The 24,855-nt window shown below is 39.6% G+C and carries 22 protein-coding genes; 19 read left to right on the top strand and 3 right to left on the bottom strand.

Annotated elements, in window-relative coordinates; all coding sequences use genetic code 11:
- The first annotated feature begins 67 nt into the window (after positions 1-67).
- The 19 genes from RE317_RS14300 (at position 68) to RE317_RS14210 (ending at position 21,806) form a co-directional block, all read left to right on the top strand.
- Positions 68-1,189: an MraY family glycosyltransferase gene (locus RE317_RS14300; RefSeq protein ID WP_005868835.1), complete on the top strand. Its 1,122-nt coding sequence runs from the start codon at positions 68-70 to the stop codon at positions 1,187-1,189.
- Between the two features lie 12 nt (positions 1,190-1,201).
- Complete coding sequence (locus tag RE317_RS14295) at positions 1,202-1,993, top strand: polysaccharide biosynthesis/export family protein (protein WP_005868837.1); 792 nt, start codon at positions 1,202-1,204, stop codon at positions 1,991-1,993.
- Between the two features lie 16 nt (positions 1,994-2,009).
- Entirely contained in the window at positions 2,010-4,400 is a 2,391-nt protein-coding gene (locus tag RE317_RS14290; protein ID WP_008782414.1) for a polysaccharide biosynthesis tyrosine autokinase, read from the top strand.
- Between the two features lie 87 nt (positions 4,401-4,487).
- On the top strand, positions 4,488-5,204 hold the full coding sequence (locus tag RE317_RS14285; protein ID WP_005868841.1) for a tyrosine-protein phosphatase: 717 nt from the start codon (positions 4,488-4,490) through the stop codon (positions 5,202-5,204).
- Positions 5,205-5,442: 238 nt separating this feature from the next.
- Complete coding sequence (locus tag RE317_RS14280; protein WP_005868843.1) at positions 5,443-6,420, top strand: SDR family oxidoreductase; 978 nt, start codon at positions 5,443-5,445, stop codon at positions 6,418-6,420.
- Positions 6,421-6,442: 22 nt separating this feature from the next.
- Positions 6,443-7,711, top strand: coding sequence for a nucleotide sugar dehydrogenase (locus tag RE317_RS14275; RefSeq protein WP_005868845.1), 1,269 nt, complete (start codon positions 6,443-6,445; stop codon positions 7,709-7,711).
- Positions 7,698-8,141, top strand: a complete 444-nt coding sequence (locus tag RE317_RS14270; protein ID WP_005868848.1) for an acyltransferase family protein — start codon at positions 7,698-7,700, stop codon at positions 8,139-8,141. Before RE317_RS14275 ends, RE317_RS14270 begins: the two co-directional genes overlap by 14 nt.
- Positions 8,142-8,705: 564 nt before the next feature.
- A complete protein-coding gene (locus tag RE317_RS14265) occupies positions 8,706-10,238 on the top strand; it encodes a lipopolysaccharide biosynthesis protein (protein ID WP_005868853.1) in 1,533 nt (510 codons plus the stop codon).
- Positions 10,235-11,569: a glycosyltransferase gene (locus tag RE317_RS14260; RefSeq protein ID WP_005868855.1), complete on the top strand. Its 1,335-nt coding sequence runs from the start codon at positions 10,235-10,237 to the stop codon at positions 11,567-11,569. The genes RE317_RS14265 and RE317_RS14260 overlap by 4 nt, the downstream gene beginning before the upstream one ends.
- A gap of 2 nt (positions 11,570-11,571) precedes the next feature.
- Positions 11,572-12,747: a glycosyltransferase family 4 protein gene (locus RE317_RS14255; RefSeq protein ID WP_005868857.1), complete on the top strand. Its 1,176-nt coding sequence runs from the start codon at positions 11,572-11,574 to the stop codon at positions 12,745-12,747.
- 234 nt (positions 12,748-12,981) lie between these two features.
- Positions 12,982-13,884, top strand: coding sequence for a glycosyltransferase family 2 protein (locus tag RE317_RS14250; RefSeq protein ID WP_005868858.1), 903 nt, complete (start codon positions 12,982-12,984; stop codon positions 13,882-13,884).
- The gene (locus RE317_RS14245) at positions 13,871-14,971 is read left to right on the top strand and encodes a glycosyltransferase family 4 protein (protein WP_005868860.1); all 1,101 of its coding nucleotides are present in this window, start codon (positions 13,871-13,873) and stop codon (positions 14,969-14,971) included. Before RE317_RS14250 ends, RE317_RS14245 begins: the two co-directional genes overlap by 14 nt.
- On the top strand, positions 14,968-16,056 hold the full coding sequence (locus tag RE317_RS14240) for an EpsG family protein (protein ID WP_005868861.1): 1,089 nt from the start codon (positions 14,968-14,970) through the stop codon (positions 16,054-16,056). Before RE317_RS14245 ends, RE317_RS14240 begins: the two co-directional genes overlap by 4 nt.
- Positions 16,057-16,083: 27 nt before the next feature.
- Positions 16,084-16,998, top strand: coding sequence for a glycosyltransferase family 2 protein (locus tag RE317_RS14235; protein WP_005868862.1), 915 nt, complete (start codon positions 16,084-16,086; stop codon positions 16,996-16,998).
- Entirely contained in the window at positions 16,979-17,557 is a 579-nt protein-coding gene (locus RE317_RS14230; protein WP_005868863.1) for an acyltransferase, read from the top strand. Before RE317_RS14235 ends, RE317_RS14230 begins: the two co-directional genes overlap by 20 nt.
- On the top strand, positions 17,554-18,690 hold the full coding sequence (locus tag RE317_RS14225) for a glycosyltransferase family 4 protein (RefSeq protein ID WP_005868864.1): 1,137 nt from the start codon (positions 17,554-17,556) through the stop codon (positions 18,688-18,690). The genes RE317_RS14230 and RE317_RS14225 overlap by 4 nt, the downstream gene beginning before the upstream one ends.
- A gap of 5 nt (positions 18,691-18,695) precedes the next feature.
- On the top strand, positions 18,696-20,036 hold the full coding sequence (locus RE317_RS14220) for a sugar phosphate nucleotidyltransferase (RefSeq protein ID WP_005868865.1): 1,341 nt from the start codon (positions 18,696-18,698) through the stop codon (positions 20,034-20,036).
- Between the two features lie 355 nt (positions 20,037-20,391).
- A complete protein-coding gene (locus tag RE317_RS14215; protein ID WP_005868866.1) occupies positions 20,392-21,039 on the top strand; it encodes a hypothetical protein in 648 nt (215 codons plus the stop codon).
- 611 nt (positions 21,040-21,650) lie between these two features.
- Entirely contained in the window at positions 21,651-21,806 is a 156-nt protein-coding gene (locus RE317_RS14210) for a hypothetical protein (protein WP_005868867.1), read from the top strand.
- 44 nt (positions 21,807-21,850) lie between these two features.
- Here RE317_RS14210 and RE317_RS14205 read toward each other — a convergent pair whose 3' ends face one another.
- From RE317_RS14205 to mobC, 3 genes are read right to left on the bottom strand one after another with little or no spacing between them, the layout of a single operon-like run.
- On the bottom strand, positions 21,851-22,834 hold the full coding sequence (locus tag RE317_RS14205; protein ID WP_005868869.1) for a hypothetical protein: 984 nt from the start codon (positions 22,832-22,834) through the stop codon (positions 21,851-21,853).
- Between the two features lie 27 nt (positions 22,835-22,861).
- A complete protein-coding gene (locus RE317_RS14200; protein ID WP_005868870.1) occupies positions 22,862-24,262 on the bottom strand; it encodes a relaxase/mobilization nuclease domain-containing protein in 1,401 nt (466 codons plus the stop codon).
- Entirely contained in the window at positions 24,259-24,597 is a 339-nt protein-coding gene (gene mobC / locus RE317_RS14195) for a plasmid mobilization relaxosome protein MobC (RefSeq protein WP_008770294.1), read from the bottom strand. Before mobC ends, RE317_RS14200 begins: the two co-directional genes overlap by 4 nt.
- Between the last annotated feature and the right edge of the window lie 258 nt (positions 24,598-24,855).

Genomic DNA, 24,855 nt, shown 5'->3' with positions numbered 1-24,855 from the left:
CACAAAAAGGAGATGATGAAGTTCCCCTTCCTCGTGGCCTTACACAAATAAAATAATATTTGAATATATGTATTTTTGGATTGTAAATTGTTCACTGGCATTTTTGCTTTGTGTTCTCTGTGCGGGTATCGTCATTCCCCAGATTCTGCTAATCGCTTTCCGTAAGAAATTGTTCGACTTTCCCGATGAGCGGAAGGTACATCATTGTGCGGTGCCCCGATTGGGTGGTATCGCATTCAAGCCGGTAGTGTTTTTCACCATAGCCCTGTTGCTAGGAATCAATATGGTGCTGGGACATTCGGAGATATTGTCCGAAATCGGGAACGACGTGTGCTCTTTGGCTTTTGCTTTCTGCTCCATCATGGTACTATATCTGGTTGGCATGGCCGATGACCTGATCGGTATCCGTTATCGTGCCAAGTTTGTCATCCAGATTCTGTGCGGCGTGATGCTTATTGCCGGTGGGGTATATATCAACAACCTATACGGTGTTCTGGGCATCCATGCGGTGCCGTTATGGTTAGGATATCCCCTGACCATCCTGATCGTGGTCTTCATCATCAATGCCATCAACCTGATTGACGGCATTGACGGGCTGGCTTCCGGGCTATGCAGTATCGCCTGCCTATTTTATGGACTGACTTTCTTTATGCTCCATCAGTATGTTTATGCCATGCTGGCGTTTGCCACATTGGGAGTGTTGGTACCATTCTTCTATTACAATGTTTTCGGGAACGCCAAACACGGAAGGAAGATCTTCATGGGCGACACAGGCAGTTTGACCATCGGCATGATGCTCTGTTTCCTCAGTCTCAAACTGACCATGTGCGGACTAGACGATAATACAGGAAATGTACATCCGATGGTGCTGGCCTTCTCACCCTTGCTGGTTCCATGCTGTGACGTGGTCAGGGTTTACCTGCATCGGGTACGCAACGGAAAGAACCCGTTCCTGCCGGACAAGAACCATATCCACCATAAGCTGCTTGCTCTCGGAATAAAGCAGCGCAATACCATGATCATCATTGTTTCCGTGTCAACTATATTCATACTGCTCAATATTCTTCTGTCCCTTTATCTCAATGTGAACTGGATCGTTTTGGGTGATATATTGATATGGACTCTCGCCAACATCAGGCTGACAAAATCTATCGCACAACTTCAATCGGAACAGAAAACCAACAAATAAAAATCAATAAATATGAAAATCAGATACATTTTATCCTTATTAACCGTGGCCTTTCTATTGGGATCATGTGCCACACCGAAAGTCGCTTATTTCACGGACCTGAAACGGGGTACCGCAGAGCAAGTCTTGAACCCGCTGGAAATCCGGATACGTCCAGAAGACAAGATTTCCATACAGGTCAACAGCAAAGACCCCTTATTAATGAACCTTTTCAACCTTCCGATCATATCCCGACAGATTGGTACGACATCAGGTACATCCAATAGTCAGGGAATATCAGGATATACAATAAATAAGGATGGGGATATTGATTTTCCTGTGCTGGGACATATCCATGTGGCAGGAATGACACGCGCGGAGATCGCCTCGTATATAAAAGAGGAATTGGTTTCAAAGAATCTCGTGAAAGACCCCGTTGTTACAGTGGAGTTTATGAACCTGACCGTTTCAGTGTTGGGCGAGGTTGCCACCCCCGGACGTTTCAATATCGAAAAGGACAAGCTGACACTTTTGGAGGCCTTAAGCATGGCCGGGGACCTTACCGTCTATGGGAAACGGGAAAACGTGCTGGTACAACGGGAGGAAAACGGGAAAAAAACCCTGTATCAGGTCAACCTGAATTCGGGATATGACCTTTATGCCTCTCCTGTGTATTATTTGCAGCAGAACGATATCGTTTATGTGGAACCCAACTCAATGAAAGCACGGCAGGCGACCGTCAACGGCAATAACGTCCGCTCAGCCTCTTTCTGGATGTCATTGGCCTCGTTGCTGACGACCATTACCGTGTTGATTGTAAAATAATATAGAATCAGATATGATGACCGTAAATCAAAAGAATATAAAACCGGGGCAGCAGGATGATTTCCTGCGAATACAGGACCTGTTATACCTGTGCCTCGCAAGATGGAAGTGGTTCGTCTTGTCTTTAGCGGTAACGATCGGTGCCGCTACTGCCTATCTGTTACGCACTCCTGCCGTATATACACGTACCGCTTCGGTATTGATCAAAGAGGATTCCAAAGGCAAGTCGGTCTCCTCGGATTTGGAATCCTTCTCGGAGTTCGGGCTGTTTCAATCCGGTACAAATGTGAATAACGAACTCATCACCTTTCGATCACCGTCTTTAATGACCGAAGTGGTTAAACGGTTGCGTCTGGATATGAATTACTTCGTTCGGGGAAAATTCCACCGTCAGGTAGCCTATGGACTGACATTACCGGTGGATGTAACGATAAATGACTTGCCTGAGAATGAATCAGCCGGTTTTACGTTGGAAATACAGCCGGACGGTACGTTATACCTATCCGACTTTATACGTAACGGGACAGATCTTGAAGAAAAGGACGTAAAGGGAAGCTTGCTCGACTCCATCACTACGCCATTGGGAAAAATCATTATCCATACAACACCCAATTACGTGAAAGGCGAGGCATATACATTATATGTAGGCAAATCCAGTCTGTATAACGCCGTCAACTCCTGCTCGTCCAATCTGTCCGTTTCATTGAACAGCGAGAAAGCGTCAGTCATAGACTTGTCATTCAAGGATAACTCCACACAGCGGGCAGAAGATGTATTGAGCATGTTGATTTCCGTTTATAACGAGAATTGGGTGAAGGACAAAAACCAGATCGCTGTCAGCACCTCAATGTTCATCAACGAGCGTCTGGGCGTAATCGAACGGGAACTGGGAAATGTGGACGAGGATATCTCCTCTTACAAGTCAGAACATCTGTTGCCCGACGTGCAGGCGGCATCGAGTATGTATATGGCTCAAAGCAGTGCGGCCAACGCGCAGATCCTGTCCCTGAACAACCAGCTTTATATGACCCGTTACATCCGGAACTATTTAGCCAACGATGCCAACCGTACCCAACTGCTTCCGGCCAACTCCGGCATTGAAAGCGCCAATATTGAATCGCAGATTGCCGAATACAACAAGCAACTGTTGCAGCGCAACAGTCTGGTTGCGAACAGCAGCACGGAAAATCCGCTGGTCGTGGATATGGATCAGGCTCTGGCATCCATGCGTGGGGCGATAATCAGATCTATCGACAATCAGATAGTGACCTTGAATTCGCAGATAAAAAGTTTGCGGCAGACGGAGCAACAGACGACATCACGTATAGCGGCCAACCCAACACAGGCCAAGTACCTGCTTTCGGTGGAGCGCCAACAGAAGGTAAAGGAAGCTCTTTACCTATTCCTGTTGCAAAAGCGTGAAGAGAACGAACTCTCACAGGCGTTCACGGCTTATAATACCCGCATTGTTACCCCGCCACACGGCAGCATGTTGCCGACATCCCCTGTGCATAAAAATATCTTTATGGTCGCATTCGCTCTGGGGCTGCTCATTCCGATAGTCATTATCTTCATGCGCGAGAATATGAATACCCGTGTACGGGGAAGGAAAGACCTGGAAAACCTGACTATACCGTTCATCGGTGAAATTCCGCTGTTCACAAGAAAGAAAAAAGGGATATTAGGAAAGAAACCGCAGGAAGTCAAGGCCGTTATCGTCAAGGAGGGCAACCGTGACATCATCAACGAGGCATTCCGCGTATTGCGTACCAACCTGGAATTTATGACCGGCAAGGACAAGACTTCGAATGTCATCATCATGACCTCATTCAATCCGGGCAGCGGCAAATCGTTTCTGACCATGAACATCGCCGTGAGCCTTGCCATCAAAGGAAAAAAAGTGCTGGTAATCGACGGAGACCTGCGCCACGCCTCTGCATCATCCTATATCGACTCTCCTGACAAGGGATTGAGCGACTATCTGGGAGGTCGTATCGATAATCTGGATGAGATCATCGTACCCGATCCGAAACATAAATCTATGGATATACTACCCGTGGGAACGATTCCTCCTAACCCAACGGAATTATTGTTCGACGAGCGGTTAAAGCAGACAATCGATACTGTAAGGGAGCAATATGACTATGTGCTGATCGACTGTCCGCCCGTTGAACTGGTGGCCGACACGCAAATTATTGAGAAACTGGCCGACCGTACCGTTTTCGTAGTTCGTGCAGGATTACTTGAACGGAGTATGCTTGCTGAATTGGAGAAAATCTACGAGGAGAAAAAATACAAGAACATGTCCCTGATCTTGAACGGGACCGAGGGAAGTGGCGGTCGCTATGGATACCGTTATGGCTATCGATATGGTTATCACTACGGTTACGGCTCAGGATACCACTAAGGTTCCGACGGAAAACAGGGTGGGGATAAATGGATGATTATTAATTAAAAAAAATAAAATGTTTTATATAAAAATACTCGTATCATTGTGTGGCCATTCAGGAAACGTATATCGCTGAAAGATAGCGGTATATTCAAGAATTTTACCGACTGTCACTCGCACATTCTGCCGGGTGTGGACGACGGTGTGCAGACGATGGAAGAAGCATTGGAAATACTGCGCCTGTATGAAGAGTTGGGCATAAAATCCGTATGGCTTACACCGCATATCATGGAAGATATGCCCAACACCACACTGCACCTCCGGGAGCGTTACGCTGAACTTCAAGCCACCTATAGCGGTCCGATAAAACTGCATCTGGCCTCAGAGAACATGCTTGACAACCTCTTCGAGGAACGGTTGGAAAAGAACGATCTGCTGCCCTTGGGTGAAAGCGGTGACCATCTACTGGTGGAAACCTCCTACTTTAACCCTCCGATGGGATTGAACAACATTCTGCTCCGCATCAAGGCTAAAGGCTATTATCCCATTCTTGCCCATCCGGAACGGTATGTTTATATGGGTGAGTCGGATTATCAACAATTAAAAGACATGGGAGTGAAGTTTCAGTTCAATCTTCCGTCAATAGCGGGTATGTATGGCAACCGGATTAAGAAAAAAGCCATGCTGCTATTAAAAGAAAAGGCTATTACTCATATAGGAACGGACATTCACAATTACAATATATTTCAAAAGTTCATTTGTACGAGTATTACAAAAAATATACAAAACTGTTTAATTGATAGTCAGACTGTTATAGTTTAAATAGATTATAATTATCGGTTATTAAGACCTGTAGATTCTGTTTAACTTTTTCTCTCTAGGTGGATTTGCATAAAATACATACAAAAAAATCCAACAGGCTGGAATTCAATGGAAATTGTAACAATCGACTTGGAGCAGATACACACAATCTCTCTTTTATCCAAACCAGTCTTAAAATAAATCATTACACCCCTATCAAGCAATAGGCTTGCAACTTCAACATAAAACAACAATCCATATGTCATTAACAAAAGTTTTAGTTACTGGTGGAGCGGGATTCATCGGCTCCAATTTATGTGAGTATTTATTGGCTCACGACTATGATGTAATCTGTTTGGATAATTTTTCCACAGGTAAACCTGAAAACATTTTTCCATTTCTACAACGATATCCGAATAAGTTTAAACTTATCGTAGGAGATATACGGAATCTGAACGATTGTAAGAAAGCTGTAGAAAATGTAGATTACGTTATGCATGAAGGAGCATTAGGCTCAGTTCCACGTTCTATCAAAGATCCTATAACTACAAATGAAACTAATATATCGGGATTCTTAAATATGCTGACAGCCGCTCGCGATGCCAATGTAAAGCGTTTTATATATGCAGCAAGTTCTTCTACATATGGAGACAGTCAGTCTCTTCCCAAAGTAGAAGATGTGATTGGTAAACCGCTTTCGCCTTATGCCATAACAAAGTATGTAAACGAGCTTTACGCCGATGTGTTTGCCAAAACCTATGGAATGGAATGTATCGGCTTACGATATTTCAATGTTTTCGGTCGTCGTCAAGATCCATTCGGGGCATATGCTGCGGTGATTCCTTTGTTCGTTAAGAAATTCATGGCTCATGAGAGTCCTGTCATTAACGGAGATGGTGAATATAGCCGCGATTTTACTTATATAGACAATGTGATTCAAATGAACATGCTGGCTATGACCACGACAAATCCGAATGCAACCAACCAAGTATACAATACTGCTTTCGGAGAACGCACCACATTAAACCAGTTGGTCGGTTACTTGAAAGAATTTTTGAGTGAATTTGACCCCGAAATTGCCAACGTGAAAATAATTCATGGTCCCAACCGCTTGGGGGATATTCCCCATTCCTTGGCATGTATTGATAAAGCAAAATCCCTTTTAGGTTACAATCCTCAATACAGTATGCGTGACGGTTTGAAAGAGGCTGTCAAATGGTATTGGAAGAATATTTAAAGTAATAATAACAGATGAAATTATGAATGAAACTAAAATTTGCGTAATTGGTCTTGGTTACGTAGGGCTCCCTTTGGCTCGTCTTTTCTCGACAAAGTATAAAACGATAGGTTTTGACATGAACCAAGCTCGTGTGACTGCTTTGATGGCAGGTCATGATGCGACACTCGAAGTGTCAGATGAACTACTCCAATCTGCCCTTGCCAATGGTTTTAAGTGTACTGCCAATATAGAGGAAATCCGTGATTACAATTTTTATGTAGTTGCCGTTCCCACTCCGGTAGACAAAAACAACAATCCGGATTTGACTCCGCTTTACGGTGCCAGCACAACTGTTGGTAAGGTAATCTCCAAAGGGGATATTGTGGTGTATGAATCTACTGTTTATCCAGGTGTTACAGAAGACGAATGTATCCCGGTTGTGGAAAAAGTGTCCGGATTGAAATTTAATGAAGATTTCTTTGCTGGCTATAGCCCTGAACGTATAAATCCGGGAGATAAACTTCATACAGTAGAAAAAATCAAAAAGGTTACTTCCGGTTCTACGCCTGAAATAGGTAAGAAAGTAAATGAGGTATATGCTTCTGTAATTACCGCCGGTACACATCTCGCTCCTACGATGAAAGTAGCGGAAGCAGCCAAAGTAATAGAAAACTCACAGCGTGATATCAATATCGCATTTGTGAATGAGCTATCCAAGATATTTACTAAAATGGGCATTGATACACAGGATGTACTGGAAGCAGCTTCTACCAAATGGAATTTCCTGCCATTTAAGCCTGGGCTGGTTGGAGGCCATTGCATTGGAGTTGATCCGTATTATTTGGCTCAATGTGCACAACGTCACGGTTATAATCCTGAGATAATCTTAGCCGGTCGCCGAATGAACGACGGTATGGGGGAATATGTGGCCAACCAAGTTGCGAAATTGATGCTGAAGAAAGGAATACAGGTGCTCAACTCTCATATCCTCATATTAGGGTTTACTTTTAAAGAAAACTGTCCTGATGTGCGGAACACAAAGGTTATAGATATTTACAATGCTTTGCGAGAGTATAACGTACATATCACCGTATATGATCCTTGGGCCAATCCTGATATAGTTATGCGAGAATATGGAATCTCGGTAACGAACCAACATCCTTTGGATAAGAAATTCGATGCGGCAATTATAGCTGTAGCACACGAACAGTTTATAGGCTTTGATGTAAAAACGTTACTAAATGCTCAACACGTCATATTCGATGTTAAAGCTATCTTTGAAAAAAACGTTGTAGATGGTAGACTCTAATCGGATTGTCTCCTTTGACATATTGAAAGGGGGAGGAATTTTATTGGTCATCCTTGGTCATATACAAATCCCTTACATGTTGAAAACCGTTATTTACAGTTTTCACATGCCCCTTTTCTTTTTTGTGTCAGGCTGTTTCTTTCGTCCAATCAGTTTGAGAGAGTTTTTTGCAAAAAAGACCAGACAATTACTGATTCCTTGGGCCTTTTTTGCCTTTTTGTTGTTCGCATATTTGTTCGTTTTGAAACTTAACGAAACTCATAATTGGGCAAAAGCGATCTCGCTCCCTGTAACGAGTATGTTTGATGGTTTTCTCGGTGATGAAAACTCTTTTATTTTATTTCATGTAATTTGGTTTTTAATTTGTTTGTTCGAGGTTTCATTCGTTTATTTATTGATACATAAAATCACCCCTACAATAAAGCATTAACAATCAGCGCATTATGTATATTATTATATGGAGTAGGATATTGGTTAAATGCTAATAACATTGATTTGCCATATTTTATTGACACAACAATGTCTACCTTGATTTATTACCATCTTGGTTTTTGCTTCATGCGGAACAAATGGTACGGCATGAAGGTTTCACCGATATACTCATTATTCTTGCTTATTATCGCCATTGTTTTCATCGTTCTATTTCCCTCTTACGTTGACTTAAAATCAAACAATTTTCCATTGCATCTATTGTTGCTTTCAATGGTTTTTATTATGAATTTTTATTGGTTTATCAATTCATATTTTAATTCGAGAAAGCTGAAACTTATTCCATTGGATAAAATATTGATTTGGTGTGGAATTAACAGTTTGGCATTATTGGGGCTACATATATTATTTGTAGATACATTCTGGATCGTGCGCAATAAGTTACATCTTGTAAACTACAGTTGGACCATATTGGAATTTGCACTCATTGTTGCAATATGCTATTTTGCGACAACCTTAATAAAAAGATACATTCCGTCTGTATTAGGAAGATCATAAGCTTGCTATGAATAAGACATCGTCCGTAAATAATAAAAAAATATTCAAGAATACAGTGGCACTTTATGCACGTATGTTGCTGTCCATGATTGTATCACTATATACATCACGGATCGTGTTAAATGCACTTGGTGTAGATGATTATGGCATTTATGGACTTGTCGGCGGTATTGTTGTCCTATTTAGCTTTTTGAATGTAACGATGAGTGGAGCGACTTCACGCTTTCTTACAGTCGAACTTGCCAAAAATGACCCTCGACAACTCCAACAAACATTCAATACAGCCTTTATATTACATATAGGAATTGCAATTATAGTCTTGTTTTTGGCTGAAACGGTCGGACTTTGGCTGTTATTCGAAAAATTGAACATTCCAGATGAGAGAATGAGTGCAGCTGTTTGGGTGTATCAATTTTCAATAATTTCCTCAATGGTCAGCATCACTCAAGTTCCATACAATGCGACTCTTATTTCGCACGAAAAAATGGACGTGTATGCTATTGTGGAAATTGTTGGATCACTGTTGAAGTTGCTGATCGCTACACTTCTACTTATTACAGTATGTGATAAGCTCATTTTATATGGAGGACTTATGCTCTTATCTTCATTCTTGATTGCAATGACATATCGCATTTATTGCATTAGGCATTATGACGAATGCCGGATTAATTGGGAATGGAATAAGGTTATCGGCCGTTCTCTGTTTAGCTTTTCAGGATGGAATCTTTATTCCAATATTTGCTTTACTACTCGTCAACAGGGAACAAATATGTTGCTTAATATATTTGGCAGTACAGCTGTTAATGCCGCAGCCGGATTGGCAACAACTGTGCAACTGATGATTGAACAAGTATCAACCAATTTGGTAATGGCTTCGAGGCCGCAAATTATAAAGCAATACGCATTGACCGATTTCAATGCCATGATACAATTACTAAAGCAAACTACTTGTTTGGCAAATGTGTTATATCTGTTGGTTGCTATTCCTTTTATCTCTGAAATACATTATGTAATGAATTTATGGCTCGTGGAAGTTCCTCCATATACAATTGAATTCTGTATTTTATTGATAGTCTCAAGCTTCATATCATTGAATAATAATATTATATATATTGGAATACAAGCTGTCGGACGTTTGAAATTTTATTCATTTATGGCGGGGACAGTATCATTATCAGTCATTCCGATACTTTGGTTATTGTTTAGTAAAGGTATCGGCTTGACTTGGGCTTTTGGATTGCCTATAGTGAGCACATTATTGATTTATATCGTTTGCTCATATACACTCCATCATTATGTTGAAGATTTCAAACCGATACGTTTTTTCTTCACAACGATGGTAGTGAATCTTTTCATAAGTATTCCTTCTTTTACCGCAATCCTACTCATACAACATATCTTGGTTGAGTCCTTTACAAGAGTGATTATCGTGGCTCTTAGTTCTTCAATAATATTGGTTGTTCTGTCCTATTATGTGCTATTAGACAAAGAAAATAAGAAAAAAGTAAAAGCATTGATTTTAAACAAATTAAAACGATGAATAAAAACATACTTATAATTACTCCTTTTTTTCCGCCACAGACTCATGCTGCGGTATTTAGGGCATTTAAACTTGTAAAATATCTTAAACGTACAGGTTGGAATCCGATAGTACTGACGGTTAATCGTAATTATCTATATTTAGAAGATCCTGATTTGTTGGACGAAGTCCAAGACGTGCCTATTTATCAAGCCAATTATATAGAACCGACATTGCGCGGCCTTAGAATGTTGCTTGGAGGAGAAGATACTTCACTCAAAGCCATTACAGCCAAAGCAAAAACTATTGGTGCACAGTCAAAAAGCACGGATACAGTCACCTCTAACAAGCAATCTTTATTCGGTAAGTTTTATAAATATATACTAGACCGATGGATTCAAGTTCCCGACCGCTTTAGATTCTGGGAAAGAAGTGCCGTGAGGATGGGACGAAAAATAATTAAAGAACATGATATATCTATCATATATACCACTTGCCTGCCTTTTACCTCAAATAGAATCGGTATGCGACTTAAACATCTAACCGGAGTAAAATGGGTTGCTGATTTCAGGGATCCTACCACATACGCTAAGCGAATGTATTCTGATTATTTTCCTGTTTTTGCCAAGCAAAAGAAAATTGAACAAGATACTTTTAAATACGCTGATGCTATTACTGGTCTGTCGGGAGCATACCTGAATATATTTAATGATTTATATGAGGGACGATACTCAAATAAATCATATTTTATTCCAACTGGAGTAGATGATGATTATTTGCCTTCTTTTCAAAATAGAGAAAAAGAGAATTATATAATATTCGTGGGTGAATACCTCCATGAATATAAAGATAATTTCTTGAAAATATTTGCCGAAGCTGTCAATTCTAAGGAATTAAAAGGCAAGGGTTGCACCCTTAAAATTGTGGGTAATAAGAATATCAATCAAAAACAAACGGAAGAATTTGTCAATGATTTGGGAATCTGTAACAACGTGGAATATATCAATCATGTACCGCAGCGTAAATTGTATGAATTGATAGTTAATGCAAAAGCAGCAGTACTTATTCCCGGACACACGGCTTTATGGTGGACTAATTTCGCAAAAATGGTCGATTATATCGCATTACAAGTGCCTGTATTAGCAATGGTGCCCATGACTAGCGAAGCACGAACCGAATTGATAAAAGCAGGCATAGGTATTTTTATAGATACTCCTCAGCAAGGTGTTACTGTCATCAAACAAGTATTTAGCGAAAAATTTCCAATGACGGCAAACAAAGAATATTGCCGCCGTTACTTGGCATCGCAACAAACAAAATCTTTCATTGATATTTTCCAAAAAATACAATAGAGATGCATATAGCGTTTTTAACTACAGAATATCCGATATTGGGTATGAAATGTGGCGGAATCGGAATTTTTATCAAACATTTGTCTCATCTTATCGTTAAGAGTGAGACTGGTGTGAAGGTATCAGTTGTGTATTGGGGCAATAAGTTTACAGAAACTGTGTGGGACGATGGTATATCTGTGATACCTATAAACCAGCCTCATAAGTCTCCATTTTCTTCTTTTATCAATAGAAGGTATCTAAATAAAAAGTTAAATCTATTAGTGGCAAAGATTGGCATCGACCTCGTTGAATCTATCGACTGGGAGGGACCTTTGGCTTTTTGTAGTTTATCTGTACCAGTAGTTACAAGATTACATGGTTCAAATGTGTATTTCGATCATTTGTCTGGAAACAAAACTCCATGGAACGTACGGCTTATGGAATATAATGCTTTGCGTAATTCTGATGCCTATATAGGAGTTAGCCGACAGGCTCTCGACCTGACGGATAAATTATTCAGTCTGTCTTCGAATAAGAGAAAATGTGTAATATATAATCCTGTGGATATAAACATGCCCCCTCTTTCATCTAGTGACATGAACAAAAATACAATAACGATACTTTATTGGGGGACAATTGTTGAGAAAAAGGGGGTACTTGATTTGCCTCTTATTTTCAACAGGATATGCGAGCAAAACGACAATGTCAAACTCATTCTCATCGGACAGGATGCAGTAGTGAATGGTTCTTCGACATGGGAAAAATGCAAATCTCTCTTTTCAAAGCAATCGATCGGTTGTGTATCGTATTTAGGTCGCTTACCTTATGACAAGACTATGTCATACGCTAACAGTGCCGATATTTGCATATTTCCAAGCCATGCAGAAACTTTCGGTTTGGTCTTACTGGAGGCAATGTTACTGCGGAAGGCAATTGTTTGTTCCGATATCGATTGTTTTCAAGAGATTATAGGAGACAGTAACTGTGTTTGCAAATGCAGGGTGAAACGTATCGATGAATTTGCAGAGGCTTTGCAACGGCTAATCTCGAATCCCATTTATAGGTGTGAACAAGCCGACAGGGCTTATCTAAATGCAACTGCTAGATTCAACACCAACGAGATAGTGGCACAAAACATCGAATTTTACAATCGAGTTATAAGAGATAGCTCCAAACATCATGTAGAAGAATCCTAACTCAACTGCTTTATTAGAAAATTTAAACGGACTTTTTATTTATAAAATCACATATTCATACGAAGGGGAGTTAAGGCTTTTTTTGTATTGCCATCTTGAAGAAAGTCAAACATTTCAGTACAACTACGTAAAATATAGAAATGCTTCATTATAGTGAAATTTCTGATAGAGTATAATTCCTAAACGAAGTGATTAATTTCTTAACTCTTGATTCATATTATTCATAAACGCCTTATGCAAAAAGGGATAAGCATTATTTTGCCCACACTTAATCGGGCTGATTATCTGGCAAGTACAGTTGATTGCTTAATAGAGCAAGATTTTGGGGAGCCGTATGAAATAATTATTGTAGACCAATCGGCAGCCATTGACAGTACTATGTATAGTCGTGCAAAAGATAGTGATACATTGATTAAGTACTATCATGTGACTGAATTTAGAGGGCTACCTGAAGCTCGTAATTTCGGTGTGCAACACACACAATACGCCTACATCCTATTTCTAGATGATGATATCGAGTGTGACTGCAACCTGCTCAAAGAGCATTACAAGTTCTTGTCACAACCTGATATCGCAGTAGTGGCAGGGGGAATTACAGAAAAATATAAGAATAATCCCAAATCGAAAAATGTAGGCAAGTTCCATTTCTATACGGCAACTCCAGAACGGGGATTCCACATTAATCATAAAGAATATGTAGATCATGGCGGAGGTGGAAATTATAGCATAAAAAAAGACATATTTTTAGAAGTTGGTGGTGTTGATGAATATTTGAATTATGGAGCTGCTCTATATGAAGAAACCGAAATATGTTTACGAGTAAAGGAACTTGGATACAAAGTTTTTTTTAATTATGATGCTCATGTATGGCACTTGGCTGCTGATACAGGCGGTTGCAGGGTTCTGGATATCAATCGCTATATTGCTTCATTAGTACATAACCGGGCTTTATTGATTAGCCGTCATCTCAAATGGTATCATAGGCCGACTGCTTACATCTATTTGTTGCGTCTTGTTGCATCATACGCTTTTACTTACCGCAATCCCGGACTGTTTAGACTTTTTGCAAAAACTTATAAAGAAGGTTATAAAAAAGGAAAACTAACTCCTAAATATACTCATTATGCAAACATCTAACAAACACATTTTTATTGTAACCTATGATTATCCACCAAGTAATGGTGGTATTGCAAGGCTTTGTTTTGAACTGAAAAAATATTTAGAGAAAAAAGGACTGAATGTTACAGTCATTTGTCCCCAAAGTACTTCTACCGATGCAGAGGAGGATAATAATGTGGTGAGATTGCATGGAAGAAGAGGAATATTGGAGTTGCGTACATTGAAGTATTTACGCAAAAAAACTGTTCCCGGTGATATTGTAATTACCGGGAATTATCATCCAGAGGGAATGCTGTCTCTATTGTCAAACAGAGAAACCTATATATTGGCACATGGAGCCGAATATCTTGCCGGAAAGAGTTTTTTCCGACGCTGTATTTGGCCTACTTATCGACGTTTTATACTAAGAAACGCCTCTTGCGTGATTGCTAACAGTCATTATACAGAGACATTAGTAAAACATTGTTCTCCAAATGCTAAAACAATCGCTATTCCGTTAGCGGTTGATGCAATTCATTTTCGCCCTACTTGTGAAAAATATAAGGATGGCTTGCTACACCTCTGTTCTATTTCTCGATTGGAAAAATTTAAAGGACATGATTTTATTATCCGGACGATAGCTTCTTTACCGGCAAAGTATAAGCAACAAGTGCGATTGCATCTCGGAGGTAAAGGAAAATATAAGAGTGCACTTGAGCGGATGGTTACCGATTTAGGATTGTCAGATATTGTATCATTTGAAGGTTTCATTGATGATAATAAACTTTGCGATTTCTATTCAGCCTCGCATATATTCATTCTCTGTACACGTGAAGAAGCGGATAATAGGAATGTAGAAGGATACGGGCTTGTTTTTGCCGAAGCGCAAGCTTGTGGAACCGCCGTTATAGGTACTCGTACAGGTGGCATTCCCGATGCTGTCGAGGAGAATAATGGCGGTTGGTTGATACATCAGGACGCCCACGAAGAATTGGAGAATTTACTCATTAAGTTAATCGACGATAAATCTCTTGCTATAAATGAAGGTCGTAATGCACGTCGGCGCATAGAAGCTAAAATTACGTGGGAACATTATGTGGACCAAATTTGTGATGTCATTTTATGAGTATTAGTCTATATATAGCCTTATATTACAACTTGTTGCTGCTATTAGTTGTTTACATCGCTATTCAACCGGTCAGGGCAGAAACAGTAAGACAGCCTTATATCAACAACCAGATATTTAGCCTTGCTTTACTCTTGATTGTATATGTTCATGTAACTTTCCGACCGACCGATTATCACTACTTTGGAGATACTTCAGCTTATGCCATGGCTTTCCAAAAGAAAGCCTTCTATGGTACGGTTGCTATAAGAGATAGAGATATTGGTTTTGAGTATCTTACCTATTGGCTTTCACAACTCGTCAATTTAAAAGGGTATTGGTTTGTTCTTTGCTCATTATATATATTGCCTGTTTTCTTTGCTTTAAAGAAACGATTCAAACAACAATATGCTGTAGCACTAGTGTTGTTCGTTTGTTCTTTGAGTTTTTGGGGATACGGAGTAAATGGACTGCGTAACGGAATAGCTACATCGTTAGTTATCTTCTCTTTTCTTGTTCCAAACAACGATATTAAACGAATTCCTGTTTGGATTATAGCATGTCTTTTCCATCAATCCGTCATGTTGCCAATTGGCTGTTTCTTGCTGACCCGACTTTCAAATAATCCCAAACACTACTTATACTTATGGGGAACGTTTTTCCTGCTTATGCTTGTTGCACGTGATTCTTTCTCCACTTTGTTGACAAACATTCCTTGGTTTGAACAGGATAAAAGGATGTCTGAATATTTGAATATGTCTTATAAAGGCATGGAGCAAATGTTCTCTAATATTGGATTTCGCTGGGACTTCATTATTTATAGTTTGATACCCATTATCGCAGGAGTGAAATATATCTATACATATTGCTACGAAGACAAATTGTTTATCCGTTTATTTAATACTTATATAGCAAGTAATGCGTTCTGGCTATTGACCATTCATGTACCGTATAATAACAGATTTGCTTATCTATCTTGGTTTCTTTATCCTATAGTATTGATATATCCCTTGCTAAAAGATAACTTAATAAATAACCAGGGAGAACGAATAAAATGGATTATTCTATGTTATTATATGTTCACTTATGTAATGTGGATAAAATAAAATACAAAACAATAGAAAAAGATTTTTATGAAAGATTTAGTTACTGTATTTACACCGGTATATAATAGGAAGAATTTAATTGGAAATCTATATCAGAGTTTGTTGTCTCAAACCTATAAAAATTTTGAATGGATTATTGTTGACGATGGGAGCACTGATGATATTGATGAAATTATAAAATCTTATCAAAATGAAGATCGTATATTAATTCGTTTCATCAAACAAGAGAATGGTGGAAAACATAGAGCAATCAACAATGGCGTATTACATGCAAAAGGAGAATTATTTTATATTGTAGATAGTGATGACTATTTAACAAAAGACTCTATAGAACGAATAGTTTTTCATTATCAATATATAAAGAATAATGATAAATTTGCTGGAGTTTGTGGTATGAAATGCTTTCCAGATGGTTCTCGTATAGGGAAAGAGGTTACATGGAAAATTTTAAAAGATTCTTGGATTAACTATTGGATTATAAAAAATATAAAAGGGGATGTTGCGTTTGTTTTTAAAACATCAGTCCTGAGAAATTATTTATTTGACGATATACCCGGAGAAAAATTTTGTGCAGAAAGTTTGGTTCTAAACCGTATTGGAAAAAATTACCTTATGTTATTTTTTAATGAAAAAATATACATCGCAGAGTATTTATCAGACGGTTTATCTGTTTCATCAATCAAAAACAGAATGAATTCACCTAATTATGCCATGAGAATTTATTCAGAAATGGCATCACTAGATATTCCATATTTAAAAAAAATAAAAGCTCATATAAATTACTGGCGTTTTGCTCCTTGCTCTAAATTGAAAATGAAAAATAAAATAAAACAAATAGGAATTTCTAGTTATATTATTTTTATGCCTATTGGCTATTTGTTTCATATGAAAGATAAAAAAAACAATTATATAGATATTAGACATGTCGGATCTAAGCGGTAGAACTTTATTTAAACGGATTAAACCATTAATTAAGGTATTCGTTATAGTAGATTCATATCTTCCTAGGAAACTTAATAATTTTTTATTTGTAAGTTTAAGAGGTATTGGAGGAAAAGTTGGTATTGTGATTAGATACATATTGGTGAAAAATCTAGCAAAAAAATGCGGTGATAATGTTGTAATTAAAGAAAATGTATATATATCTAACATAGAGAAACTAGAACTGGGAGATAATATCAGTATTCATCCGATGTGTTATTTTGAATGTAGCGGAGGATTGATGATCGGAAATAATGTGTCTATTGCCCATTCAAGTTCAATACTAACAAGTACTCACACTTATTCTGATTTTAATTTACCTATTAAATATAATGAAATCCTAAAAAAAACGGTAGTTATCCATGATGATGTATGGATTGGTTGTGGAGTGAGGATTTTATGTGGAGTTCACATTGATACAAGATGTATAATAGGCGCAAATAGTTTGGTTAATAAAAGTGTTGACTCATTCTCTATTTATGGGGGAGTTCCTGCAAAAAAAATAAAATCTTTTCAATGAAAAAAAAGAAATTATTCAAAATAACAAATTCAGCTTATTTTCAAGTCCGGCAACTTCAAGGTCAATTGAATTATTTTTCCGCATATTTCGATGTCATTGCCGTTGCCCCTAAAGGAGAAGGTTGGGAGGAATTACAGAAGCAACAGGCACGTTGTATTCCGGTAAAAATGTCAAGAGCCATAAATCCGATTTTCGATTTAATAACTCTTTTCCAATTGGTAAAACTTTTTATCAAAGAGAAGCCGACTATTGTTCACTCGCACACCCCCAAAGCTGGTCTTTTGGGTATGTTAGCAGCATGGATAGCACGTGTGCCGATCCGTATGCACACGGTAACAGGCTTCCCATTGACGACGGCTACGGGCATAAAAAAACAAATTCTTCGTTTTACGGAACGGTTAACTTACGCTTGTGCCACAAATGTATATCCCAATTCACAAAAGATGTGTGATATTATTTGTTCAATGGGGATCGGCAATCCTAAAAAAATGCTTGTTATCGGTAATGGTGGTTCAAATGGAATTGATACGGCATTCTATTCGCGAAATGCTACACAAGATATTAAGATTTCAACTTTCGATTTCACGTTTGGTTTTGTAGGTCGTATATTTTATGAGAAAGGAATCAATGAATTAGTAGCTTCTTTTATTCGATTACAGAAAGATTATCCTAACATAGGATTACGTTTAATCGGCTTTATGGAAGAAAACCTTTATCCGGTTGATGATTGGGTAAAACAAGAGATTAGCACAAATTCTCACATTGAGTTTGTCGGCTTTCAACAAGATGTTCGTCCCTATCTAATGGGGTGTGAGGCTTTTGTTTTTCCCTCCTATCGTGAAGGTTTCCCTAATGTTGTCATGCAAGCTGGGGCCTTGGAATTACCACAAATCGTTACAGATATCAATGGTTGTAATGAAATAATTGTTCAAAACAAAAATGGAATAATTGTTCCACCACAAGACGAACACGCATTGTATAAAGCCATGAAATATTTTTTGGATAATCCTAATGAGGTAAAAAGAATGGCAAAGAATGCAAGGGCAATGATTACATCACGTTACGAACGCAATAAATTTTGGAAATTGATGCTTGAAGAATACTATCGGCAAATTAAAAATCGAATTAAATAACATCTATGCAAATCATACTGTTATCCGGCGGTTCTGGTAAACGCCTATGGCCGCTTTCCAATAATACACGGTCAAAACAATTTATCAAACTGTTGACTGCGCCCGATGGCTCGAAAGAGTCGATGGTGCAGCGGGTGGTACGGCAATTACGAGAAACCGGCATCTGTGATTCGATTACTGTGGCAACAAGCCAGTCACAACGGGATATCATCATCAACCAGCTTGGAGAAGAGATTCCTGTAGTTACGGAACCGGAGCGTCGCGATACATTCCCGGCTATCGCTCTCGCAAGCTCGTATTTGGCCTACAAACGAAAATGTTCCACCGATGAGATTATAATCGTCATGCCTTGCGACCCTTATACCGAAACAGGTTATTTTGAAACGATTCGCAGGATAGCGGATGCAGTGAAAAACAATGTAGCCGAACTAGTATTGATGGGAATTAACCCCACATATCCGTCAGCAAAATACGGATATGTAGTGCCAGTCAATGATGTACAGAACAAAGGAATATTTCAAGTATCACGCTTTACGGAAAAGCCAGATATGATAACTGCCGAGAAACTTATTTCAGAGGGTGCTTTCTGGAACGGAGGCGTATTCGCTTTTCGGTTGGGGTATATGACAGATATTGTAACCCGACACATCAAAACCGACACTTTTTCAGAAATTCGTTCTCGCTATGGGGAATTTCCGAAAATCAGTTTTGACTACGAAGTCGCTGAAAAAGCGCAGTCGGTAGCCGTCGTACCTTTTGCCGGAGAGTGGAAAGACCTTGGTACATGGAATACGTTGACTGATGAACTATCGGAACACACCATGGGCAATGTTGTCATGGATGAAGAATCCGAAAATACCCACGTCATCAACGAACTTGGACTGCCAATCATGTGCATTGGCACACGGAATCTAGTTATCGCAGCATCAAATGATGGAATCCTAATTTCGGACAAAGATAAAAGCGAGAACATCAAAACTTACGCTGACTGCCTACAACATCGGCCAATGTTCGAAGAACGTCGCTGGGGTGAATACAAAGTTGTCGATACCGCCGAGTTTTCCGACGGTTACAAATCACTTACCAAGCAACTGAAAATCAAATCCGGTAAGAGTATCAGCTATCAGGTACACCGCCATCGCGATGAAGTCTGGACGTTTATCGACGGCGAGGGAGAACTGGTACTCGATGATATCAGGTCGGTTATCAGCAGAGGCGATACGATTACAATCAAGAAAGGTGTTAAACATGCAGTCAGGGCTATCTCTGAATTGACGTTCATCGAGGTGCAGTCCGGAAATCTACTTGCAGAAGAAGACATTGAACAATTTGACTATAAATGGTAAAATCCTTCGTTAAAACCTCTGACAAAAGAATGAAGTTGGTTTACAAGAAAGTTATCGAACCTCAATTAGGCAACCTGATATCCATATTGAAAAAGAAATGATAATCTATAGCATTGATTATTATCAACAAGATCAAGATTGTACTCAATGTGGAAAACATTCGGAATGTATTTGCCGGTAAAATGATAAAATATCACTATCCATATGTAAGTAAGTATATATACCGGACACAGGATCTTGCGAAAGTAGCTTCGTTTTCAGATTCTAAACCGCAGAAACAGCATTACGCAAAAATTAATGGGTTGGAAAAACTTATTATAAATACTGGTAATGAACCTTTTCATTGATTTTTCTAATGAAAAAGACCATCCTTCAATACATGACCGATATCTATCAGGAAGATATTCCCAAACATATCCTTCAAGAAAACAAGATACGCCTGAATTCTTTTTTCCTGGAACAGGAATCCGTACAGAAGAAAGGGACTCAGTTTATATTCAGATATGCATTCTACTCCGTTGAGAAACCCCGAAAGATCACGAAGCAGCATCTATTGAAAGAATATGCAGGGGTGCCTTTGGAAAAAAGGAGCGTACAACCGGAACAAATACCCGATATGAAGCAATATAGTGATATAATACTGTATGGAGATGCCAGCTCTCCTGAAGCACAGCAACAGCTGGCGGAATACCTCCAACAACATAATTCATTAAAAGTCCAGTTGTCTTTTTTTGACAAGAGAAATGATTCCACTAGCAAGGATGAACAAGCCATCGCATATGCGGAACTACAGAAGGCGCTATTTTTTTGCCAAAGAAAAAAGATACCTCTCCTGTTCGTTTCCTTAAAAGGGATGATAGACGACATCCGTTTTCTCAATCTGCTGGAGGAGAGCCATGTCGATTTCAGATGTATCGATTTTCCATGGTTCTGCAAGGAGAATCTGCCTCTGATAAAGGCAGTTGTGCTATATGAAAAGTTGGAAATAAGAATAAATGTATAAGATATCAAGCTTACAGATTGGACTTCAATGTTGCAGCATTGAGGTTTATGAGAAACAATTCTAAATATATTTCTGTTTGGCGAAATCTTATTCTAAAAGGAACTCTAAATAAAAGAATCCACCTTCAGATATCTTTCTTCACTTATCCTCAAAGTATATAATCCAAACATAAATATCAGACCTATTTTCCCTATAACTGAGTAATAAAAAGATTATTCCCCAACACCGTAAACAAAGAAATAACAGAAGCACTTTAAAATGGTGTATCTAACTCACTTTTTTAAGGATAATATCCCTGTTACAGTTATCTGTAGCAGGTGATCCTTTCAAATTGGGCATTAGATGCACCCTTTTCCTTATTCCAACAAATGCGCCTCTTGTAACCTCACCAATTCCCAATACATCTTCAAAAACATCTCCAGATACACCTTCAGACTCGGGAAATAGACGAAAGACTTCCAGCAAAAGAAAGGCACATGAATGGCCGTTCATTCGGAACCTCCATTTCTGGATAGCGTTTCTTTGTCCATCCAAAATAATCTCTATCGGGACAGAACAATAAACAAAAGCATAAATATCAGGCAAAATTGTCCCGATAAAAGAATTATAACATGACTATTGAAGATGAAATCCTCCAATACCTGCACTATCATCCTCTATCAAACAGGGTTGAGATAACGCTTGGGATAACCAATCCTCCCAGTGGCAGGATTGTAAAAAGACTACTGGCCGATGCCGTAACCAAAGGAATGATAGAAGTACTCTAACAATAGTAGTGCCACTATTTTATAAGCAGCACTGCAATTGTTCCTTACCCCAGCAAATGCACCTCCTGTAACCTCACCAACCCCAAATACATCTTCAAGAACACCTCCTGATACACCTTCAGATCCGGGAAATAGACGAAAGACTTCCGGGCAAAAGAGAGGCACGTGAATGGCCGTTCATTCGGAACCTCCATTTCCGGATAGCGTTTCTTCGCCTGGTCAACCGCCATCTTGTTCAGTGAAGCCACGAAGTTAGCCTGGCGTATCGGATTCCATTTCGGGGTTTCAAGAATCACCATCCCATCTTTCCGCTCAGGAATAACCAAATATTCATCCTGCACGTTACGGACGTAATAGCACACAAAAGACAAGGCCTCATAGACATTATCCCCTACATGAATACCGATAACCCGTTCTTCAACCGGTGTACCGGCAAAGCATTCCGCAATCTGTTTCATGGCATACCCATGCAACAAGGCAGCATCAGAAGCCAACAGATAAGCCGGTGCGGTACGCTCTCCTCCCTTATCGATGGCAGCAAAGACAGAAGGACTCCAACAGAGATGGATGAGCTTTCCTTTTTCTTTCTCACGAAGGGAAGCGACACATAAACGGTTATCAAAGACCAAACGGGCTTCTTTCGTTTCCGGATGGAACTGGAACACGTTCCGTACCCTGTCCGGCTTATGGATATCCATCATCAGATAGCCCTGCCAACCGGACACGTGCTTTGTCTTCAAGACGGTTTCGCTTTCCTCCACATCGAAAAGATAAGACAAGAGCTTTTCTCGCTTACAACATACGAAGAGAGAAAGCTCGTCCTGTTCTTTCATCTGCTGCATATCCAAGGAAAGAACAAAAGCCAATTGCCAAGGAGTAAGCTCGGAAAAGCCATGTAATTCAATACAAGACAACGCATCCTTCTCCGGTGAGTAAACGACATATCCCCGGCCACCTATCTCATATCTCAACATGAAATCCCCCTGTTCAGTGGGATGATAATTCTGTAAAACGGTCTGATAATTCATAAAGCAAATATATTAAGTTAGTATTCATCATAATGAGAAATCGGGACCACTCTTGCGTTTCCGTTTCTTTTTGGACGGTATGAGATCATCCTCTTGCGACTTCTTCCCGCTGCCGGTAATGTCAAGTTCCGGAATGGCCATAACTCCCCCACCCTGCATATAGAAAGCCTCACGATCCACCCGCTCACGGAACTCCCCTACCCTATCGATATGTGGCGAGAGACCGACAGCCACACCATCGAAATGCTTCTGGATATTCTGATAAGTGAGCTTACGGGAAAGATCCGCACCTTTAAAGACATGAGCATTTTCCACGTTTTCCATATAAAAGGAAATCCCGTATGCGCCTTTGCTGTTTACATGTTCCGTCACACGGATCGATTCTTCCGCCAACCTTTTCTTAAAATCCTCATAGCCTAAAGAAGCGTTCAATGCCTTAAACACATGGTCATAGAGATAATGCTTCTGTTCATCGGCGCTCATGCCCCGGCCATCAAAACGAATATTACCAAAACGATATTTCTGAGGAAGTGAAACGTCCTTCAGGTAAAAGCCTGAATCCTTGATGCCATAGACATAATAGGATTTGTCCTTCTTGGTGACCAGACGCATATACAATCCTTCTTGTTCCAGGTTCCTTCGGAAATCGGATGTACTTTCGGAAAAAGAGTAGATGCGGTCAAGCTGTTGTAACAGTTCATCCTTGAACAAGGGGTTGAAAAAACCTCCTTTTTCCAGCAATGCGAAAAGGTTGTCATAGCTTTCATCCCCCAATAGGACACGCCATTCTTCATTGGCCAATTTTATTTCTTGCAAGGGTTTATTCAAAGACCGGTATGTATCGGATTGTTCCAGGACAGCCGATACCTTATCCTTGTAATTATAACTACGCATGGCTTTCTTCAAGGCCGCATCGAAATAATAGTTACGGTATTGCGCCTCTCCCAACGTGGTTCTCTTGCCTCCTTCCCTTTCCAAAGGCAACAGACCGTACTTCTGCTCCAGTTCCCTTGAGATCTTTTCGGAACGGCTGTAATTATTTCCGGAAGGAATGCTTTTGCCTTCTTCATCAATTGTGGTCAGCAGCACATGCACATGGCTGTGTGCCTTGTCGGTATTTAGGACAACGGCATAACAGGACTTTCCGTACCCCATCCTCTCGATATATTCCCCGGCAAGAGAAAGCCACTGTTCATCGGAAAGGCTTTCTCCCGGATAGAGGCTCAGAATAAATTCCGCATAAGGTAGTTTCACCCGGTCATTCAACTGGGAGATAAGTTTCATGTAGGCTGGCATGGCGGCCAGTTCGTCACCAGTGGAGGTGTAAAGCACTTTTCCGTTTCCTTCCTTGACCTTGGAAAGCTGGTATTCAATTTTCCGGCTCATGGACAGGTGGGATGAGAAAGAAGGTTGTATCTCGGCTATCATAACAATTTCCGGTTAATGGTTTCTACATCCGAAAGGTATTGGTTAATCCGATCCAATGAATACAATATATTTTCATCGGACGGAAGCGTATTGATATGTTTGGCAAGCTGGTTGATATTGGCTCCTATTTTACGAAGTTCATATATCATTTGCACATCGGTTTTCGATATGCTTCTGCCTTTCAAGGCAGACTCTCTGATAAAGGAAGAAAGGGATTTTCCCTCTTCCTTTGAACGTTGAAGAAGCTGTTCTTTCTCGGCTTCCGTCAAGCGGATCTTTATACTTATATCTCGATTCTCTTTCATATATACAGAGTATGTGAGTGTAACGAACATTGGTCGGCAGCTCGGCTGTCGCAAGGTTTTTTGTACCCACAAAAACATACCTTGCATTAGCAAAGATATACAATAATACTCAGCTGTGAAACAAAACCAGACAAAAGTCTTGATTTCTTAATCCAGATTAACCGCTCACTTTGTTACAAAGTAACTACGCACATTGTAACAGGCGAACGGAAAGCCATTAGTTACAAAATACATAATTACTAATTATATTATTACAAAGTATGAACATACATACTTAATTATAAGATT

The organism is Phocaeicola sp. GP0067, assembly GCF_031119655.1.
Classification (GTDB): domain Bacteria; phylum Bacteroidota; class Bacteroidia; order Bacteroidales; family Bacteroidaceae; genus Phocaeicola; species Phocaeicola vulgatus.
Note: the sequence above shows the minus strand (reverse complement) of the source record. Positions and strands in the feature narration are given on the sequence as shown.

What these genes read in the sequence shown, in the direction of transcription:
- RE317_RS14300 (WP_005868835.1), top strand. Translation starts at nt 68, where the DNA reads ATGTATTTTTGGATTGTAAATTGTTCACTGGCATTTTTGCTTTGTGTT.
- RE317_RS14295 (WP_005868837.1), top strand. Translation starts at nt 1,202, where the DNA reads ATGAAAATCAGATACATTTTATCCTTATTAACCGTGGCCTTTCTATTG.
- RE317_RS14290 (WP_008782414.1), top strand. Translation starts at nt 2,010, where the DNA reads ATGACCGTAAATCAAAAGAATATAAAACCGGGGCAGCAGGATGATTTC.
- RE317_RS14280 (WP_005868843.1), top strand. Translation starts at nt 5,443, where the DNA reads ATGTCATTAACAAAAGTTTTAGTTACTGGTGGAGCGGGATTCATCGGC.
- RE317_RS14275 (WP_005868845.1), top strand. Translation starts at nt 6,443, where the DNA reads ATGAATGAAACTAAAATTTGCGTAATTGGTCTTGGTTACGTAGGGCTC.
- RE317_RS14270 (WP_005868848.1), top strand. Translation starts at nt 7,698, where the DNA reads ATGGTAGACTCTAATCGGATTGTCTCCTTTGACATATTGAAAGGGGGA.
- RE317_RS14265 (WP_005868853.1), top strand. Translation starts at nt 8,706, where the DNA reads ATGAATAAGACATCGTCCGTAAATAATAAAAAAATATTCAAGAATACA.
- RE317_RS14260 (WP_005868855.1), top strand. Translation starts at nt 10,235, where the DNA reads ATGAATAAAAACATACTTATAATTACTCCTTTTTTTCCGCCACAGACT.
- RE317_RS14255 (WP_005868857.1), top strand. Translation starts at nt 11,572, where the DNA reads ATGCATATAGCGTTTTTAACTACAGAATATCCGATATTGGGTATGAAA.
- RE317_RS14250 (WP_005868858.1), top strand. Translation starts at nt 12,982, where the DNA reads ATGCAAAAAGGGATAAGCATTATTTTGCCCACACTTAATCGGGCTGAT.
- RE317_RS14245 (WP_005868860.1), top strand. Translation starts at nt 13,871, where the DNA reads ATGCAAACATCTAACAAACACATTTTTATTGTAACCTATGATTATCCA.
- RE317_RS14240 (WP_005868861.1), top strand. Translation starts at nt 14,968, where the DNA reads ATGAGTATTAGTCTATATATAGCCTTATATTACAACTTGTTGCTGCTA.
- RE317_RS14235 (WP_005868862.1), top strand. Translation starts at nt 16,084, where the DNA reads ATGAAAGATTTAGTTACTGTATTTACACCGGTATATAATAGGAAGAAT.
- RE317_RS14230 (WP_005868863.1), top strand. Translation starts at nt 16,979, where the DNA reads ATGTCGGATCTAAGCGGTAGAACTTTATTTAAACGGATTAAACCATTA.
- RE317_RS14225 (WP_005868864.1), top strand. Translation starts at nt 17,554, where the DNA reads ATGAAAAAAAAGAAATTATTCAAAATAACAAATTCAGCTTATTTTCAA.
- RE317_RS14220 (WP_005868865.1), top strand. Translation starts at nt 18,696, where the DNA reads ATGCAAATCATACTGTTATCCGGCGGTTCTGGTAAACGCCTATGGCCG.
- RE317_RS14215 (WP_005868866.1), top strand. Translation starts at nt 20,392, where the DNA reads ATGAAAAAGACCATCCTTCAATACATGACCGATATCTATCAGGAAGAT.
- RE317_RS14210 (WP_005868867.1), top strand. Translation starts at nt 21,651, where the DNA reads ATGACTATTGAAGATGAAATCCTCCAATACCTGCACTATCATCCTCTA.
- RE317_RS14205 (WP_005868869.1), bottom strand. Translation starts at nt 22,834, where the DNA reads ATGAATTATCAGACCGTTTTACAGAATTATCATCCCACTGAACAGGGG.
- RE317_RS14200 (WP_005868870.1), bottom strand. Translation starts at nt 24,262, where the DNA reads ATGATAGCCGAGATACAACCTTCTTTCTCATCCCACCTGTCCATGAGC.
- mobC (WP_008770294.1), bottom strand. Translation starts at nt 24,597, where the DNA reads ATGTTCGTTACACTCACATACTCTGTATATATGAAAGAGAATCGAGAT.